The sequence below is a fragment of the Saccharobesus litoralis genome (genome assembly GCF_003063625.1).
Taxonomy (GTDB): Bacteria; Pseudomonadota; Gammaproteobacteria; order Enterobacterales; family Alteromonadaceae; genus Saccharobesus; species Saccharobesus litoralis.
Map to the genome: position 1 here is coordinate 4800979 of NZ_CP026604.1, position 17248 is coordinate 4818226.

General features: G+C 41.7%; 11 protein-coding genes and 1 other RNA gene. 6 read left to right on the top strand and 6 right to left on the bottom strand.

Features of this window, described 5'->3' with window-relative positions:
• Positions 1–85: 85 nt before the first annotated feature.
• Entirely contained in the window at positions 86–1042 is a 957-nt protein-coding gene (tal, locus tag C2869_RS18070) for a transaldolase (RefSeq protein ID WP_108604265.1), read from the bottom strand.
• Positions 1043–1442: 400 nt separating this feature from the next.
• Here tal and C2869_RS18075 point away from each other — a divergent pair, with 400 nt between their 5' ends.
• The 5 genes from C2869_RS18075 to C2869_RS18095 all read left to right on the top strand — a co-directional run bounded on the left by C2869_RS18075 (position 1443) and on the right by C2869_RS18095 (position 5897).
• Positions 1443–3092 (top strand): response regulator, encoded by a 1650-nt coding sequence (locus tag C2869_RS18075; RefSeq protein ID WP_108604266.1) that lies wholly within the window; start codon positions 1443–1445, stop codon positions 3090–3092.
• 84 nt (positions 3093–3176) lie between these two features.
• A complete protein-coding gene (locus tag C2869_RS18080) occupies positions 3177–3734 on the top strand; it encodes an elongation factor P hydroxylase (RefSeq protein ID WP_199915593.1) in 558 nt (185 codons plus the stop codon).
• Positions 3734–4873 carry an ATP-NAD kinase family protein gene (locus C2869_RS18085; protein ID WP_108604268.1) on the top strand — a complete coding sequence of 380 codons (1140 nt, stop codon included), beginning with the start codon at positions 3734–3736 and terminating at the stop codon, positions 4871–4873. Before C2869_RS18080 ends, C2869_RS18085 begins: the two co-directional genes overlap by 1 nt.
• A gap of 19 nt (positions 4874–4892) precedes the next feature.
• Positions 4893–5159, top strand: a complete 267-nt coding sequence (locus C2869_RS18090) for a YfcL family protein (protein WP_108604269.1) — start codon at positions 4893–4895, stop codon at positions 5157–5159.
• 267 nt (positions 5160–5426) lie between these two features.
• Positions 5427–5897 (top strand): hypothetical protein, encoded by a 471-nt coding sequence (locus C2869_RS18095; RefSeq protein ID WP_159084228.1) that lies wholly within the window; start codon positions 5427–5429, stop codon positions 5895–5897.
• Positions 5898–6060: 163 nt separating this feature from the next.
• Here the strand turns inward: C2869_RS18095 and ffs are convergent.
• An RNA gene (gene ffs / locus C2869_RS18100) (signal recognition particle sRNA small type) lies at positions 6061–6157 on the bottom strand.
• 226 nt (positions 6158–6383) lie between these two features.
• Between ffs and aroA the strand changes: the two genes are divergently transcribed.
• The gene (gene aroA, locus C2869_RS18105; protein ID WP_108604271.1) at positions 6384–7670 is read left to right on the top strand and encodes a 3-phosphoshikimate 1-carboxyvinyltransferase; all 1287 of its coding nucleotides are present in this window, start codon (positions 6384–6386) and stop codon (positions 7668–7670) included.
• 80 nt (positions 7671–7750) lie between these two features.
• Here aroA and C2869_RS18110 read toward each other — a convergent pair whose 3' ends face one another.
• The 4 genes from C2869_RS18110 to C2869_RS18125 all read right to left on the bottom strand — a co-directional run bounded on the left by C2869_RS18110 (position 7751) and on the right by C2869_RS18125 (position 17230).
• Entirely contained in the window at positions 7751–8047 is a 297-nt protein-coding gene (locus C2869_RS18110; protein WP_108604272.1) for a DUF6482 family protein, read from the bottom strand.
• Between the two features lie 346 nt (positions 8048–8393).
• Positions 8394–9893 (bottom strand): ribosome biogenesis GTPase Der, encoded by a 1500-nt coding sequence (der, locus tag C2869_RS18115; protein WP_108604273.1) that lies wholly within the window; start codon positions 9891–9893, stop codon positions 8394–8396.
• 154 nt (positions 9894–10047) lie between these two features.
• Complete coding sequence (locus C2869_RS18120; protein WP_108604274.1) at positions 10048–11448, bottom strand: S41 family peptidase; 1401 nt, start codon at positions 11446–11448, stop codon at positions 10048–10050.
• 148 nt (positions 11449–11596) lie between these two features.
• Positions 11597–17230, bottom strand: a complete 5634-nt coding sequence (locus C2869_RS18125) for a hypothetical protein (protein ID WP_108604275.1) — start codon at positions 17228–17230, stop codon at positions 11597–11599.
• Positions 17231–17248 lie beyond the last annotated feature (18 nt).

Here is a 17248-nt window from a genome sequence, read left to right on the forward strand (position 1 = left end):
AAAATATGTCTTTTTCTCAACAATCACTGCCCTTGTTGCAGCAACATAAAGAACATCAGGCCGCGAGAGCGGCCTGATAAAACCATTAAGCTAATTGAGCGCGTAAAGTCGCTTCAAGCTTAAGTTGGTCTTTAGCGAAGTTGCGAATACCTTCAGCTAACTTTTCAGTCGCCATTGCATCTTCGTTGTGCTCCCAACGGAACTCAGCTTCAGTCATTGGCTCTGGGCGAGCTTTAACTTCACCGTTGAATGCCAATTTAACAGGCACTTCACCTTGGGTATCAGCTAATTGGTCTAATAAACCAGGGCCAATCGTTAAACGGTCACAACCGGCTAACTCTGTAATTTCATCTGTATTACGGAAGCTTGCGCCCATAACAACAGTTTCGTAACCGTGCTCTTTGTAGTAGTTGTAAATTTTAGTCACAGACACAACACCTGGATCTTCAGACGGAGCGTAAGCGTCTTTACCTTCTGCTTTTTTGTACCAATCTAAAATACGGCCAACAAAAGGAGAAATTAAGTAAGCACCCGCTTCAGCACACGCACGAGCTTGAGCAAAGCTAAATAATAGAGTTAGGTTACAGTTGATACCTTCTTTTTCAAGGATCTCAGCTGCACGAATACCTTCCCAAGTTGAAGCTAATTTGATTAATACACGATCATTACTGATACCTGCATCGTTATATAACTTCATTAATTTACGCGCTTTAGCTAAAGAACCTTCTTTATCAAAAGATAAACGCGCATCAACTTCAGTTGAGATACGGCCTGGGACAATTTTTAAAATTTCTAAACCGATGTTAACAGAAAGCTTATCACCTGCATCAATCACTTGCTGCTCAAGGTCATCTGATTGGGTTTTAGCCCAAGCAATAGCTTCATCGATAAGTGGTTGGTATTCAGGAATTTCAGATGCTTTTAATAAAAGACTAGGGTTAGTCGTTGCATCTTGAGGTTGAAATTTTTTGATCGCTTCAATATCGCCAGTATCAGCTACAACTGTCGTTACAGCGCGTAATTGTTCTAATTGAGTTGTCATGTTTACTTACAATCCCGATTGTTAGTGTGTTTAGTTTCGACTAGAAATGTAGGCGCATTATACAGGAAACAAGCGAAAAATCAGTCTTGTGCATAGAATCGATTTTTATTAAATAGCGCATTTATTTTAATTAAATTTACAGTTAGGTGTAACATTTACTATTTTGCATATACAAATATCTAAATTGTCGGCCGACATTCAAAAAGACACTTACACTATAGATTAGTGCCCTGTTCACTTAGTATTGTGAACACTTAATTCTTGGTTGAATTTGGGTTGTCGATGATTAAAAAGCCACGACTTTTCTTGCTGCGATATTTCCCTTTTGTGAAATAAATGTTAACTTGTTTAAAAAGCAGGCAGGGTAGCCTGGATGTCGCCATATACACAGTAAACGCCTATGATTTTGCAAAGCAAATTTTATGCAAAGAAGAAAGTACTAGTTGTTGATGACTGCGAGCCAATTCGCTCTGCGGTTAAAGGTATGCTGCAAAAAATTGGCTTTGTTAATATTCAATCGGCGATCAATGGCCCTCAAGCACTGCAAAAAGCACAAGAAGTTCGCTGGGATTTTATCCTTGTTGATTTTAACTTAGGCGATGGCAAGGACGGTTACCAACTCTTTGAAGAGCTTAAGTTTAAAAATTACCTAGCACCTCATTGCTGTTTCTTTATTATTTCAGCTGAAAACCGTCGCCCCCATGTACACGGCTTAGTTGAATTACAACCCGATGATTTTTTGCTTAAACCATTTACCTATCAAGGTATCGAAAAACGTTTTGCGCGCGCTCTTGCCAAAAAACGCACACTAACTCGGGTTTATGAAGCCATTGGCGAAAAAGATTTACAAAAAGCCATTTCAGCATGCAATGATATAATCAAAAACGATCCCAAAAACTCCATGGTGGCGTTGCGAGCTAAAGCAGAACTGCTAATTCAAGCCAATGAATTCCCTAAAGCCTTAAAAATTTACGAGAGTGTTTTAGAAAAGCGTACAACGACTTGGGCATTACTAGGCAGAGCAATCTGTAAAGTTAAACTGGAAGACTACTTTGAAGCTGAAGCGCAATTATTTGAATTGCTCGAAAGGCCAGACACCCAGCTAGAAGCATACGATTGGCTGGGTCGCATGAATATATACCGCAAAGACACAGTCACTGCTTTTGAAATGTTTATTGAAGCTGGCAAAGTTTCACCGCGTAATATTAATCGCCAACGCGCCATTGCCAATTTAGCGATTGCCAATGGCGAAACTGATGAAGCCGTAAGAGCCTACGGGCGAATTTTAGCCAACAGCCGCTATTCTGTTTTTGATACGCCTGAAAACTACTTAAATTTTGCTCGCTGTCTGTTAGATTTGTGTAGTGATGCCAATAAATTAGATGTTGCCAAGCAAATATCAAAATGCACTGAGTTAATGCAAGATATTGATAAGCGCTTTTATATAGACACGGTGCAATCGCAAGAACATGTTTTACGCGCGCGAATAGACGTATTGCGTGGCAATATGGAAAACGCACGAAAACTACTCGAAGAAAGCGAAAAGCATGATTCCCCCTACGACAGTGTTGACGATAGATTAGATAAAGCCAAAGCTTATTTCGCGACAGGAAACCTATCACGCAGTGATGAGATTATGGAATCGCTGAGCGATGTCGCCGATAAAGACGATATTGTATCGGCGACCTTACAAGTGCTAATCGATAAAGAAAAAGAGGGGCATGAAGAGTTACGAGAGCGCATTCGAGTACTCAATAGCGAAGGTCTTAAAATGTACCAAGAAGGCCAATACCCCCAAGCAGTTGAGCAATTCGTTGAGGCCTATAGTTATATGCCAAGCAATGCCAGTTTAGCGCTCAACTTAGTCCAGTCGATAACTAAAGTCGGCACCTTTTTGACCCAAGGTCATAGCCCAAAAGAAATGAAAAGCATGTGTAATAATTGCGTAAGTATTATTGAGCAGTCAGACCTGTCAGAAAACAATATGCGCCGTTACCATTCATTAAAGCCTGAACTCATGCAATTGTTATCTGCTAAAGAAGTCGCCTAAGCAAAAAAGTCAAACTCAAGGCGGCTGACATCGACCCCGCAATGCCTTACAATACGCCACTTTTTCAGCCTTTAATTTATTGCCGTGCATCGTTATCAAGATCTTATCAAACTCTTCGATTCAACCTTTTATCAAACTTATAACACGCGTCTAATTAAAGGTGATGAAGAGCCAATTTACATTCCCGCAAACCAAACTTGTGACTACAACCAAATAGTTTTCGCTCATGGTTATTTTGCCAGTGGTTTACATGAAATTGCCCACTGGTGTGTTGCAGGCAAACAACGACGTCAATTAGAAGATTATGGTTATTGGTACCTTCCTGACGGGCGCGACAATCAACAGCAGGCCGATTTCGAAAAAGTCGAGATCCGCCCACAAGCCTACGAATGGATTTTAAGCGAAGCCGCGCAATTTAATTACCGTGTTAGCTGCGACAACTTAAATGGTAGTGCTGAACCTGATCGCCATGCATTTAGACAGAAAATAAGAAACGAAGTGGCAATCATACTTGAACAAGGCTTACCGCCACGAGTTGCAGCATTGGTCGACAGCTTGGCTAAGTTTTATAACACTCAATTACCACTAAAAATAGAACAGTTTGCTAAACAAGAAAGTACAATGAATAGTAAGGCAGCCTAATGGTTAATTTAAGAATAGGATTAATCATAAACCCCTACGCAGGTATTGGCGGAGCAGTCGCATTAAAAGGCAGCGATGGTGAACAAACACGCGACAAAGCGTTAGCCAGCGGTGCAATACCCCAGGCACAAAATAGAGTCCTAACCGCATTACAGAACTTAACCCAGTTTAGCCAACATTTGCATTTTATCACCGCAAGTGGCGACATGGGTGAAAGCTGCTTACAAACACTAGGATTGAGTTACAATGTTGCGTATCAAGTGACTAATCACCCCAGCCTAGCAGAAGATACAGAAAACGCGGTTACAGCCATTTTAGCGCAACAAGTGGATATTCTGGTATTTGCTGGCGGCGATGGCACAGCTCGCAATATATATAACCAGCTTGACGAGTCTACTCCTGTTTTAGGGATCCCAGCTGGGTGTAAAATTCACTCTGGCGTTTACACCATAACACCAAAAGCTGCAGGCCAATTATTAGAAAAAATGCTGCAAGGACAAGTTATCTCGCTTGGCGAAGCTGACGTAATGGACATTGACGAAGCCTTATTTCGCCAAGGCCGAGTCAATGCTAAACGATATGGCGAAATGCAAATTCCTATGGATTTACGCTACGTGCAAGCGGTTAAATCAGGTGGAAAAGAAAACGAAGAACTGGTGCTCGACGACATAGCCGCTGAAATAATTGACCAAATGGCAGACAATCCTGATACGCTTTACTTAATCGGCTCAGGCTCTACTACCCAAGCCATAATGCAAAATTTAGGGCAAGCCAATACCTTACTCGGTGTTGATGCGGTAGTGGATCAGGCCGTAATAAACACAGATTTAACCGCCAATGACATTACACAACTGTTAAGCCAATATGATAAAGTTAAACTGGTTATCACCTTAATTGGTGGGCAAGGGCATCTCTTTGGCCGAGGTAATCAGCAATTAAATGCCGAAAATATCAAAAAGATTGGCCGAGATAACATTATTGTGGTTGCAACCAAAAGCAAAATCTCTAAACTGAATGGTCAACCACTTATTGTCGATACCAATGATACTCATTTGGATCAACAATTAGCTGGGCCTATAAAAATAATAACTGGGTATCACGACACTGTAATTTATCCGATTGCAGAACCAATTCGCTAACACATATTACGGAACACTTATGTCAGAACCTATCTATGTACAAAAAATTTTAGATCAATTAGACACCATGATGGAGTCAGAAGACGCTGACGCCCTATTTATTAGCGGTTATTTACGCGGTCAAGTGACTTACGTTGTCGGCCAGCTAGAAATCAATCAGCAACTGACAGAAAATACATTTATTAAAGAAGTAAATAAAGCGTTAGTCACGGCAAGACAATCGGGAGAGTTATCATCGCAAGATGCCGAGTTTGTCGAACAGGCTTGGGCGACACTACTAAAGTAAAACAACACAAAAGTTTCCTCTTAATACCTTCTAGCCAATCGAACAATACAGACAGAGTTGTGATCGAGGTCTAACCTCGCCAATCTCGTCTGGACTCAGGGCACAAAAATCGTTATCGTTGATTCGTGATTGAGTCAATGAAGACAAAAAGTTTTGGGTCAAATAAAAATCAATACCTACACCGCAACCATGGCCGCTATCATAGCTTGCATTATGTTAGCTACCCCCTCACCTGTTCTTGCAAAAAATAAATCGAGCCAATGTAAAATGGCTGAATCGCAATTAAAGCGCGTACAAGCCTTGCTAAAAGAAGGCACGCAAACAAAATGGGGACGCGACCTAGTTACCTACCAATCAGAGTTATTTGAACAAGTCGATTTACACTGTTACCCACAAACAGGTGTTAATGCCCATAACAAAACGCGAAAAGTGATTCGAAAAGGCAGTCAAGACAAACACCTTCTCACCTCTAGACCACAAGTTAAAAAAAATTTAGCCTCGATAAAAAAGCATGAACTGCAAGAACATCAAATTGCAGAAATTGGCCCAGCACGCAAACTAGAGCGAATATTAAAAAAATCGAAAACCTCCAAAAAATCTAAAGCTTGGCAAGCTTGGTATTCAGCACCACCTGAGTGTAAAGGCAAACTAGATATGGATATGTTTGTTTGGTGTAATAAAGTTGAACGGGCCAACAAAGCAAAATTCGACAAACTGTGGGATAAACGAAGTCAGTAAAATTAAATCACTGAACTGCACTTGCCTTGAGCGTAAAAATGGTTTGTTACAAGGTATTATATTGGCAGATAGTTAAGTTTGAAATCAATAACCCATAGACTGCTATAGTTTATAAGTTCTGGGTAACAATGAAGAACAAAAAGAAAGTAAATTTAGGTGGCAACCTCGCCAGCTACACCCCGGCACATGAGTCACTTGCTGTGGCTGCTCCCTTCCGGGCCTGACCAGATTAACAAGCTATCATTGCGAGAGAACCGACAAGGTCACCATAACGCGAAAAGCGGCGGCATTATCCATAAACCTTTAGAGATTATCAAGCCATAAATCCAAATTGTTGCGGGTTTATGGCAACAATTTAAATCCTTGCTCAAAAAACCATCGATATTAGGTTTTATATAGCTTAGCAGCGATTTTTATAGGCTAAGTTGCCGCAATTCTGCTACCCTTAGCGCCAATTAATTTTGACCTAATTTTGTTGAAGATCTGATGGAAAGCTTAACTATTCAGCCGATCACTTCTTGTGCTGGTGAAGTGACTATTCCAGGTTCTAAAAGCCTGTCTAACCGCATTTTATTGCTTGCTACGCTAGCGCAAGGCGAGACTCATGTAACCAACTTGCTTGATAGCGATGATATTCGCCATATGCTAACAGCGTTAAAGCAAATGGGGGTTGAATACTCTCTATCAGACGATAAAACCGAGTGTAAAGTACAAGGTTTAGGTGGTGCGATTAATGTTGCTGAACCTCAGGAATTATTTTTAGGTAATGCCGGTACAGCAATGCGTCCGTTGGCGGCAGCGCTTTGTTTAGGCGAAGGTGAGTTCACATTAACCGGTGAGCCACGTATGTTTGAACGCCCTATTGGTCACTTAGTTAACGCTTTACGTCAAGTCGGTGCTGATATTGAGTACTTGAAAGACGAAGACTTCCCGCCATTAAAAATCTCAGGTAAAGGTTTAACTGGTGGTCGTGTTGAAATTCAAGGCAGTATCTCTAGTCAGTTTTTAACCGCATTGTTAATGGCAGCACCATTAGCTAAAGACGATATGGAAATCGTGGTTATCGATGAGTTGGTATCTAAGCCTTATATCGAAATCACTTTACACTTAATGAAATTATTTGGTGTTGAAGTTGAAAACGATAACTTTGAAGTGTTCCGCGTAAAAGGTAACCAAACTTATGTTTCACCTGGTCGTGTATTAGTTGAAGGTGACGCCTCTTCTGCGAGTTACTTCTTGGCTGCTGCGGCAATCAAAGGCGGTACTATTCGTGTAAACGGTGTTGGCACTAAAAGTGTTCAAGGGGATGCGCGCTTCGCGGAAGTGCTTGAGCAAATGGGAGCTACGGTTAACTGGCAAGACGAATATATTGAAGTAACAGGTAACGGCAAATTAAACGCGGTTGACGTTGATCTTAACCATATTCCAGACGCAGCCATGACAATTGCCACTGCTGCATTATTTGCTGAAGGTACAACGGCCATTCGTAATATTTATAACTGGCGTGTAAAAGAGACTGATCGTTTATATGCGATGGCGACAGAACTACGTAAAGTCGGAGCAACAGTTGAAGAAGGTGAAGATTATATTGTTGTAGAGCCACCTGCTGAGTTAACTCACGCGGCAATTGATACTTACAACGATCACCGTATTGCGATGTGTTTCTCGTTGGCGGCTATGGGTAACACAGCCATTACGATTAACGACCCTAAGTGTACGGCTAAAACCTTCCCAACTTATTTTGAATTGTTTGAATCGGTGGTAGAGCACTAATTATCGAGCTATTTTGACGGTGAGCTTTAGCGTTTGCAATGCAAGACTAAAGTCTCACCCACAATAACTACCCACAATAACTAGTTTATCTGGATAGGGATCTGACTTGGTTCTTGCGCCTCTTGACTTAAGCCAATCATTTCATCGTAAGCAGTCTCGTATATCAGCACAGCGTTTGAAACATCACAACTGTGAAAACCATCTTTGATTTCTTGAATACTTCTAAAGTGCACAGGCCGTTGATGGTTATCAACCACATAACCTGACTCTCCAGCGATAATGGCTTCAACCAATAATGTGCCTCCCTCGTAAGAGTGAGCGATTAGTTGTTGAATGTTCAGTTGCTGACTGGTAATTGACTCTAATTCAAAACTCATATTTTAGCCTCGTTTGATTCGATTGCTTGATAAAGCAGGTAGCAATCAAAGTTACGTATTAAGTGTAGGCCAAGATCAAAAAAGCCGCGTTTAATCCGCGGCTTTTTGGTGAGTATTGCTAGTAGTGTTTCCAGAAAGAAATGATCAGTTGAATCACTCACATAATTTACTATCACTCGTGATGTTTTTAACCATATTTAGATTAAATAAACAACTTCAGGCTGAGCTTGTCGAAGTCTTATTACTTTCTAATTTACCGACACTTCGACTGCTTCGCGCTCAGTGTGAAAGTGATCACCAATGCTTTTAACTAATCAAAATTCAATTGAAAAGGTACTAATTAAAACTATTTATTGCGCTCTTTACTCTGATGAAATTGCATTAACTTTCTGCGCTTGCGCTGCTCACTCAAGGTCATTTTATTTGAGCGGTTTGCAAATGGGTTATCACCCTCTTTAAAGTCAATTCGAATAGGTGTGCCCATCATATCTAACGAACGACGATAATAGTTCATTATGTAGCGCTTATATGAGTCTGGCAGATCCGTTACTTGCGTACCATGAATAATAATAGTCGGTGGGTTATGTCCACCTGCATGAGCATATTTTAATTTAACACGACGGCCGCGTACCATTGGCGGCTGATGGTCGTCTACCGCCATTTTCATAATACGTGTAACAAGCGAGGTTGTGATCTTTTTATTGGCTGACACATAGGCTTCATCTATCGACTCATATAAATGGCCTACGCCCGTTCCATGTAAAGCGGAAATAAAGTGTAAGCGCGCGAAATCGATAAAACCTAAACGGCGATCAATTTCTGATTTAATATGTTCTTTGACATCATTGTCTAAGCCATCCCATTTGTTGACAACCACAACAATCGAGCGGCCAGCGTTAAGCGCAAAACCAATTAAGCTTAAGTCTTGATCACCAATACCTTCTCGGGCATCGATAACCACCAAAACAACATGGGCATCTTCAATGGCTTTTAAGGTTTTAATAACCGAAAATTTTTCGACCGTTTCGTTTACTTTTTTACGTTTACGTACACCAGCAGTATCAATAATCACATATTGTTTATCTTCCCGCTCCATCGGAATATAGATACTATCGCGCGTCGTGCCCGGCATGTCGTAAACGATAACTCTGTCTTCACCTAATATGCGGTTAGTTAGTGTTGACTTACCCACATTAGGACGACCCACAATAGCGAACTTAATTGCTCGCTTCATGAGTACTTGTTCTGCTTCTTCCTCTGGTGAAAGCACTTCATCTGGTGCGCTTTCATCTTCAGCTAACTGACTTTCTGGCTCAAATTCATCTTGCTCTGGCGGATAAATATCTGGGAATGTTTCAAGCAGGGGATCTAAAATAGTTTCAACTAAACCACTCACACCTCGGCCATGTGCCGCGGCTATTTGATAGCAATCACCTAGTGATAATGAATAAAAGTCTGCCGCATAGGAATCAGCGTCTATGCCATCGGTTTTATTAACAACTAAATAAACAGGCTTTTCTATTTTACGTAAGTGATGGGCCATCGCCTCATCACCCGTTGTGACACCCGCACGTGCATCAACCAAAAACAAAACAACATCCGCTTCTTCAATCGCCTGCAACGATTGTTGGGCCATTTTAGCATCTATGCCTTGTTCATCACCTGTGATACCACCCGTGTCAATCACAATGAAGTTGTAACCATTATATTCCGCTTGGCCATATTTGCGATCGCGCGTTAAGCCAGGAAAATTAGCCACTAAAGCATCACGGCTACGTGTTAAGCGGTTAAATAATGTAGATTTTCCGACATTCGGACGACCCACCAACGCAATAACCGGAACCATACATACCTCTCATAGCAAAACGAAACAATACCAAACCTCAATTATACGAGGCGGCTAAAAAATGGACGCGGATTATAGCAGAGGATGAACAGCAAGTAACGCCATTAACAAATCAGGGCACAAAAAAACCAGCTAAAGCTGGTTTTTTCAATTTTTAATCAAATAGATTAACCGGTGGTTGATGAAACAAGTAGGGTTCATCATTTGAAGCACTGCTTACCGTATTGCACGTGCCATCACGAATGTAATCAACTGCGCTTTGAAATAACGCATCGGTTGAGCTTGTCCAATCGCCAGCAAAGTCATGTGGGTTGGCATAACAATTAGGCATAATGCCATTTGCAAATCCACCTTCACCATCGGCATTTAAACCTTGAAAGTTAAGAGCAAATAACACAGTGTCACAAATAGGCTCTGGCACCATACCGTATGGCTTGCCACAAGTTTTGTCACCAATCAACACAACATCCATATAAGGTTTTAACCCGTTAATCACCCCTTCACTTGCCGAGCAAGTCGCATTAGATGACAATACAATAACCCGTTGTATTGAAAGTGTTTCGTTTAAAGTCGGAAAATAAAATGTTTTATCATATTCGCGAGTATGATTATTGCCGACTAATTGCTGATAAATTTGATTCTCTACTTTGCTGCCACCTATATGTGATGCCATTTGGGCTGAGGTACTCACATAGCCACCACCATTGTATCTTAAGTCTAAAATCAACTCCTGCACCTGATGTGTGGACAGCTCTGCAAAAACGGCCGGCATTTGCTCAGTTAATAACTGATTAAAGTCACTTACGGCAAGATAACCCACTTTCTTTTGGCCAGAAGCTGTCGCTACATTAACCACGCGGCTATCGTAAACCGGCTCTATCGAAATCGACTGCAAAGGTATATTTGTGAAGGAGGCAATATCACCATCAAGCTCGTAAAGCTCCATGTTATAGGACAACATTTCAGCACTGGTGCGAACAAAAGAATCTGGAATTAAAATCTGCCCTGGCCTTTTGTCCGCCATATAAGCTAACAAGCCTGCTTCACTAATACCATTGACTAGCTTAAACCGCATGCCTCGTTTAATACCGGCTTGATAAGCCGGTGATCCTTTGCGCACTGAAGCTACCCGGATCTGATTCTGTATTTTATTGATTGAAAAAGTTATTCCGGTGGACAACTCTTCTTGTTGAACAAAAACTTTTTCAAACTGTTCTTGAGAAAAAGCAACACTAAAATTATCTTCTGGTGCTTTTACCGCATCCATAACCTGACTTATGCTTGTATAGTCTTCTTTATTAAAAGTGGAAGGTAAGGCTTCAGGCCACAAATAATTCGTCTTTAAAAAGTCAAATGCCATCTGATTTTCATCAAACGGTTCATCACAAGATAAAGGCTTTTCTACCGTCGTTGGTGTTTCTGTAGCCCCTGGTGATTCAGATCCGCTTTGAGAAAGTTGATCCGTAAGACTCGTTGTTTGTTCAGGCGCTGAGCTGCCTCCACCACAAGCGGTTAACGCAAACAATAGCGAAGCAACAAGAAATGTTTTTTTCATTTAAAATCCATTTTTTACAATTAATTAATGCGGCATACTAACTCGCGTAATAACAAGATGCAATACACTAATGAAAGCCATAAAAAAACCAGCCGAAGCTGGTTTTTTACGATCCATTAAATAAGCTAATTGTATACGATGACGAAAACTAATTAGCTCCAGTTGTACCGCCAGTGCCGCCCATAGGGTCTGAACTATCACCCAGCGCCATATACCAAGCAGTCCAATCTGTTGTACCATCGAATGCCCCAATATAGTCGGTTGCCATAAACCAACTATCTACAGTAGACATATCAGTACCTGCGCCTAACAATGGCGAATCAGCCATCGGCTGATAGCCGTCTAACATCAAATTAGAGCCATCTGTAGCAAGGCTATTCATGCTGCCAGCAGTAAACCAATCACGAGCCGACTGACTACCAATATCCGTAGGCGCCCAAATCGGCGCATCTAACTCACTCGATACAGCTGTAGAAGTAAACGAAACTTCACCACTGTCAGCCCATGCTACCACTGCGTCATCATCTAAATGGATAGCTGCCCAACCATTCGAATTATTAGCCGCAATAGCAGTATTAACAAAAGTTGACTGCGTGCCATCATACAGACCAATAGCGTTACCATCATCACTGTCAGTGATAATGGTAGCATTAACAAAAGTCGGAGCACTGGTTAAGTTAACCGCATCGGTATATTCACCACTCCAACCAGAAATGGCCTGATCCATAGAACGATTGGGGGATTCGATTAAAATGTTTTGTACGCGACCATTCCAACCGTTATTCCAAGAAACCCCTTGGTTATTAACATCAGAAATCACAACATTCATTAAATCGACTGTACCACCATCTACCTGAATACCACTGCCGTTAGTATCATCAATATAGAGATTATTAATCTGAGTTGAGTCACCAACACTATACAGTTGCACACCAACACGTGAATTAGTCAATGCTAAGTAATTGATAACACCACTATTATCATCAGGATTATCACCACCGTGAACATCACCCCAGATATTACAAATCTCATTGGCTGGACATTGACTGTTAGGAGCTGCGCCATACAGATTAAAGCCATTAATATTGTCCATCACTACTGGGTTATCAGCGGTACCGTTAATATTAATTGAACTACCGCGGCGCACCTCAAAGTTATTCCAGATACTGGATGAAGTAATATAAGTCCCAGCTTCAATGGTTAATTGCGGACCTGTAGGAATAAAACCATCAATTGCTACAAAATGCGAACCAACTAAAAAGTCAGAATCAAACTCATACAGGTTATCGCTGCTTAACATCAGGTCGTCTTGTAACTCAGTCCAACCAAAACGATATTTAGGTTTAAACTCGTCATCGCGAGGGTCTTGTGCATAGCCTTCAAAATTAGCGCCAGCTAATGCTAGTGGCCCTTCAATGCGTACCCAATCATCACGTTCGTATACAAACAATCCAGTGCCGGTAAACAACGAATCTTGAACCGGTAGTTTTGTCCAAATACGATACTCAGCAGCATCAATTAAGGTTTCGGATAAGCTTAACGCGACACGCACATGGCCAATATCAGGGTCATTAAGTATTTCAACATCAGTAATCGCTGGCCCAGCAGCACCCGTTTTATCATCAGAAATACGATAAAACGCGGCATTCTCAATTTCTACCATGTCGCCTTCACCGCCATCAAGCCACGTATCATAGAAGTCGATAACAATAGTCGGTGTACCATTGTCTCCCAATGGATCATAAGCCATATGCTCTGTATTGAAATCAGGGCTAAGGCCTTCTTCACCATAATGGAATCGTTCTTCAATATAAAGCATGCCTGGCGCTAACATGTCAGCGCCCATATCATTGACTAGGCTATCTATTTCAAGTGCAAAGCGATCATGCCAATTATATATAATGAAAGATTCTTCAGATGATATATCAAAATCGATACGCACCGCTTTGTTATCGTCACTAAAAGTCGCCCGTGCAACAACTGTAAAGTTAATCCAATCTTGATCTGGCAAACTTACAGCAAATGTTGAAGGGTCAAACCCATCTACATCAAACGGCACATCACTGCGCAGCAATATCGCTTTCCAAGTATTGTAGGTATGAATATTGGTATCTGGATCTGTGTACTCCCAAGAAAAACCTACATGATGACTGTATTCCACACTGCCTTTTGTCGCCATAAATGAGCGCGTGCTGTCAGCTTCAATGGTATATAAACCACCCCACTCAGTTAGGTTATTAACGGTTAACGCACATTCGGTTTGACCATCATACGGCAAGGTTTCTACATCCAAATACAAGGTACGTTCAGCAAAGTCTTCACTGCCCATGTAATGAACATTTAGCACATCGTAATCAACTGCTGCGGCATCACCACTGACACAACTTAAAGCATAGTTACTGACATCAGATGCAAGTGTGGCATCAAGTAACACGTCGTTAAATAACACACGTAACTGCTCTGGGCCTTCTGGTGTCACTAATAACAATTTAGGTTGTTCTAAGTTCGCATCAACTCCGGCTTCCCAAGACTCTTCACTGCTGCCAAATTCAATGTTTAATCCATCAGCATCAACCGCTGGTACAAAGGTAACTTGGCTAACTGTACCTTCACCTGTGCCTGCATCAACTTCATCCACTTGCATGCGGTATGCCGTTAACTGTGGAATTTGTACTTGAATATTGGCGAACGGCTCTGGCTTATACACGATATAATCCATATTGGCATATACTTCACCGGATACATCGTCTACATATCCAAAATCATCCATGTCTGATTGACGGCGCACAATGTCAAGCATAGGGTCAAAACTTAGCCCAGCTAACTCACTCACTTTATAGTAGTAATTAGATTGGGTGCTAATTTCCACTCGGCCTTGTTCATTATCAAACCAAACCCAAAACCCTGGCTCTGAGGTTTCTAGGTTGGCAATCGTGATAGGTTCATTTTGCTCAGGAAGAATAATCTCGGCATCCAGCACATCTTGGCAACTATAGAACAGGCCATTAAGACCGATACCATTCCAAGGATGCAACTCACAATAACGCTGAACATCCATTGGCATGACGGGTGCCAACTTCAGTGTATATTGACTAGACGGTGCTAAATCAAGGTTAACCATTCCCCAATTGAACGTAATATACGAACAATATTCTTGGTTATCTAAAGAGTCACAGTTACTAGAATACGCTTGGTCAATTGGCAATGGTGTGACTGTGCCATCTTCAGCTTCTACATAGAAATTAACCGAATCGACGTGAACAGGGAAGTTAAACCACTGCTCATAATTAAAGTGCGACGGGTTAAATTCAAATGCAGGAACATCATCTTCTGGTTCAATGTCCTGATTGTCAAAGCGACCAAAGCTCAACACTTCATCCACTTGAATATCACCGTTATCCAAGTCTAGCTCAGACATAGTGCTAAATGCAGCAATGCGGTAAGCTTTAATATCAGTCGTGACTGTGCTGTCACCATCTTGATAAATAATATTTTTATCCGCGTCGGTAGCAAAATACAGCTTGTAATGTGTATCAGGCTTAAATTCAAAGTTAACAATCAAACAATTGTTAATACCCTGCTCCTGCCAAATCATATTCACAGGACGTTCGCTATCTAACGGTTCAATAACCAATGCGCTTTCTAAGCCCATTCGCTCATCGTCATGGATCATTGAGTTAAAACACATATTCACTCTATGATCTAAATATTTATTAGCTGAATCCCAATGATTTTTATTCGGCGATACCCAACCCAATTGACGAGGTGAGGTCGAGAAATCTTCTGTGCCATCAGTTATTGCATAACCATCTGCGGTAATACCACTCCAAGTAATGGTATAAGCCGTTTCTGGCTCAAAATCGTCTGAATTGATTCTAACTTGGGTGTCATTCCAATTATCAACTTCGGCATCAACATCAAGGGTTGCACCACTATCGTCAACTATCACAAACGACGCATTACCAATATGCACAGGCACATTAAATCTCAAACGAATATCGCTCGCGGCATCAATCGGTGTACGCGTTTCGCCCACTGAACTCCAAGTTAAGCGAGGTTCAAGTGTGACAAAATTTACGCTATGCATATCGCCAACATCACCCAGTGAAGTACCTGCGATCGTTTTCGCTTTATCTAAATCAATTTTAACTACGTATTCTGTGTTGTAATCTTTTTCAAAAAAGACTTGGAAGCCTTCTTTTTTAGACCATGCATCACCATTGCCAATGTAATCAAGCTCATCGTTTGAACCACGATCGTACCAACGGATATAAAAATCAGTGATATCGTTTAATGTTTCGTCTGCATTAACAGACATAACACTAACAGCATTTTCGACCGCTGCTCGGTCAACATTAGCATTGAAATAAAACTCAGGAACGGTTTCAGGGTCAACATCCATCGCACCGGATGAAGGATAAGCATCCGAGACAAAGGCCTCGACTGACTTAAATTGATAACTATGAGGCAATTGCGAAAGTGCTACCCCACCAGTTGTATTAACAGCCGTAATTTCAAGGCTATATTCAGTACCTTTAGTGAATAGTCCACCAATATTCAAACCTCTTCTGTCTTCGGTCCACTCCAACTGCAGGCCTGGTAAGGTCGGGGTTATTGTAAACGCTAAAGAGTCTGGATCGACTGGCGTGGAAAATGTCACCCTAAAACCATCTGAATCATCATCATCAAAATAGCGAGTATCTACATCCTCGTCTTCTGAATTATTAGGCGCTAGTACTAATTCGCCAATCACAATATCCCAGAACGAGGGCTCTGCTAACGCCACGCCATTAATATTAGTTGCAGTGTTAGCTAAACTAATGGTATCGCTACCTAAAGCGGGAGCATCATCGGCAATCAACACATCAACCTGCGTATCACCGTTATACCAGTTAAAGCTTAATGTCCGACCTTGGCTAGAGGAGATCGCGCTCTCCGTTAAATCAGTGTCCATTTCTTGACTAAAATCAATCGTAAGCACGGGGGCATCATACATGGTAATAAAGCGCGGCGGCATAACATCCATGTGAACATAACTGTCAACAACCACTGGCGCTTTAGTTAAGGCATCGGTTGATCCCACTTCATTACGACCTGTATCAACCGTAATTGAGGTTTGCGACGTTGAACCATCGTCATATTCCACCATGAGTTGATAATTACCAATAGGCACATTGGTAATTTCATAGTTACCGTCTTCATCCGGCACAGCCATGTAGCTAGTACCCGGAATAAAGACAAAATACCCAGGTTTTTCATCGCCCGTGTTACCAAAAACAGAACCTGTAGCGGTCAACACAAAATCAAGCGTCGTTGTCGAGCTTGCCGCGACAACGGCTTTGGCCATGGCTTTTAACGTAGAACCACCCTGCGCTTCTATGTTGTAGGTACCTTCGGGTAAATCAAGCGCAAACTGCCCAGATGAATCTGTTGTCGTGGTAAAGACACTAGGCGTTGTACTCTCAGACGCAGCCTGCACTTGACTAGACGTTGCGTCAAACGTCGAATCACTAATTTTGGTAGCACGAACGGCCACCCCAGTGCGTGAAGCTGATTGTACGTTACCGATTTTAATTTGCCCTAGTAAGCGCCCAGTGGTGATGGTTTGCTCATTGCCGCCACTCGGCGGTGTCACCACCACTGGAGTATCGGAACTAGGATCATTTACCGCTGGTGTTTGTGTATTATCACTCCCACCATCAAAGCAGCCGCTAACTGATAGTAAAAGCGAAACCAGCAGTGCCGTTTTCGTCTGTTTAAACCTATTGTTGGCTAACATCATCTTCTCCTTTTTATTAGC

Excerpts from the sequence above, each read along its gene's own strand:
- tal (WP_108604265.1), bottom strand. The coding sequence starts at position 1,042 with ATGACAACTCAATTAGAACAATTACGCGCTGTAACGACAGTTGTAGCT.
- C2869_RS18075 (WP_108604266.1), top strand. The coding sequence starts at position 1,443 with ATGATTTTGCAAAGCAAATTTTATGCAAAGAAGAAAGTACTAGTTGTT.
- C2869_RS18085 (WP_108604268.1), top strand. The coding sequence starts at position 3,734 with ATGGTTAATTTAAGAATAGGATTAATCATAAACCCCTACGCAGGTATT.
- C2869_RS18090 (WP_108604269.1), top strand. The coding sequence starts at position 4,893 with ATGTCAGAACCTATCTATGTACAAAAAATTTTAGATCAATTAGACACC.
- C2869_RS18095 (WP_159084228.1), top strand. The coding sequence starts at position 5,427 with ATGGCTGAATCGCAATTAAAGCGCGTACAAGCCTTGCTAAAAGAAGGC.
- aroA (WP_108604271.1), top strand. The coding sequence starts at position 6,384 with ATGGAAAGCTTAACTATTCAGCCGATCACTTCTTGTGCTGGTGAAGTG.
- C2869_RS18110 (WP_108604272.1), bottom strand. The coding sequence starts at position 8,047 with ATGAGTTTTGAATTAGAGTCAATTACCAGTCAGCAACTGAACATTCAA.
- der (WP_108604273.1), bottom strand. The coding sequence starts at position 9,893 with ATGGTTCCGGTTATTGCGTTGGTGGGTCGTCCGAATGTCGGAAAATCT.
- C2869_RS18120 (WP_108604274.1), bottom strand. The coding sequence starts at position 11,448 with ATGAAAAAAACATTTCTTGTTGCTTCGCTATTGTTTGCGTTAACCGCT.
- C2869_RS18125 (WP_108604275.1), bottom strand. The coding sequence starts at position 17,230 with ATGATGTTAGCCAACAATAGGTTTAAACAGACGAAAACGGCACTGCTG.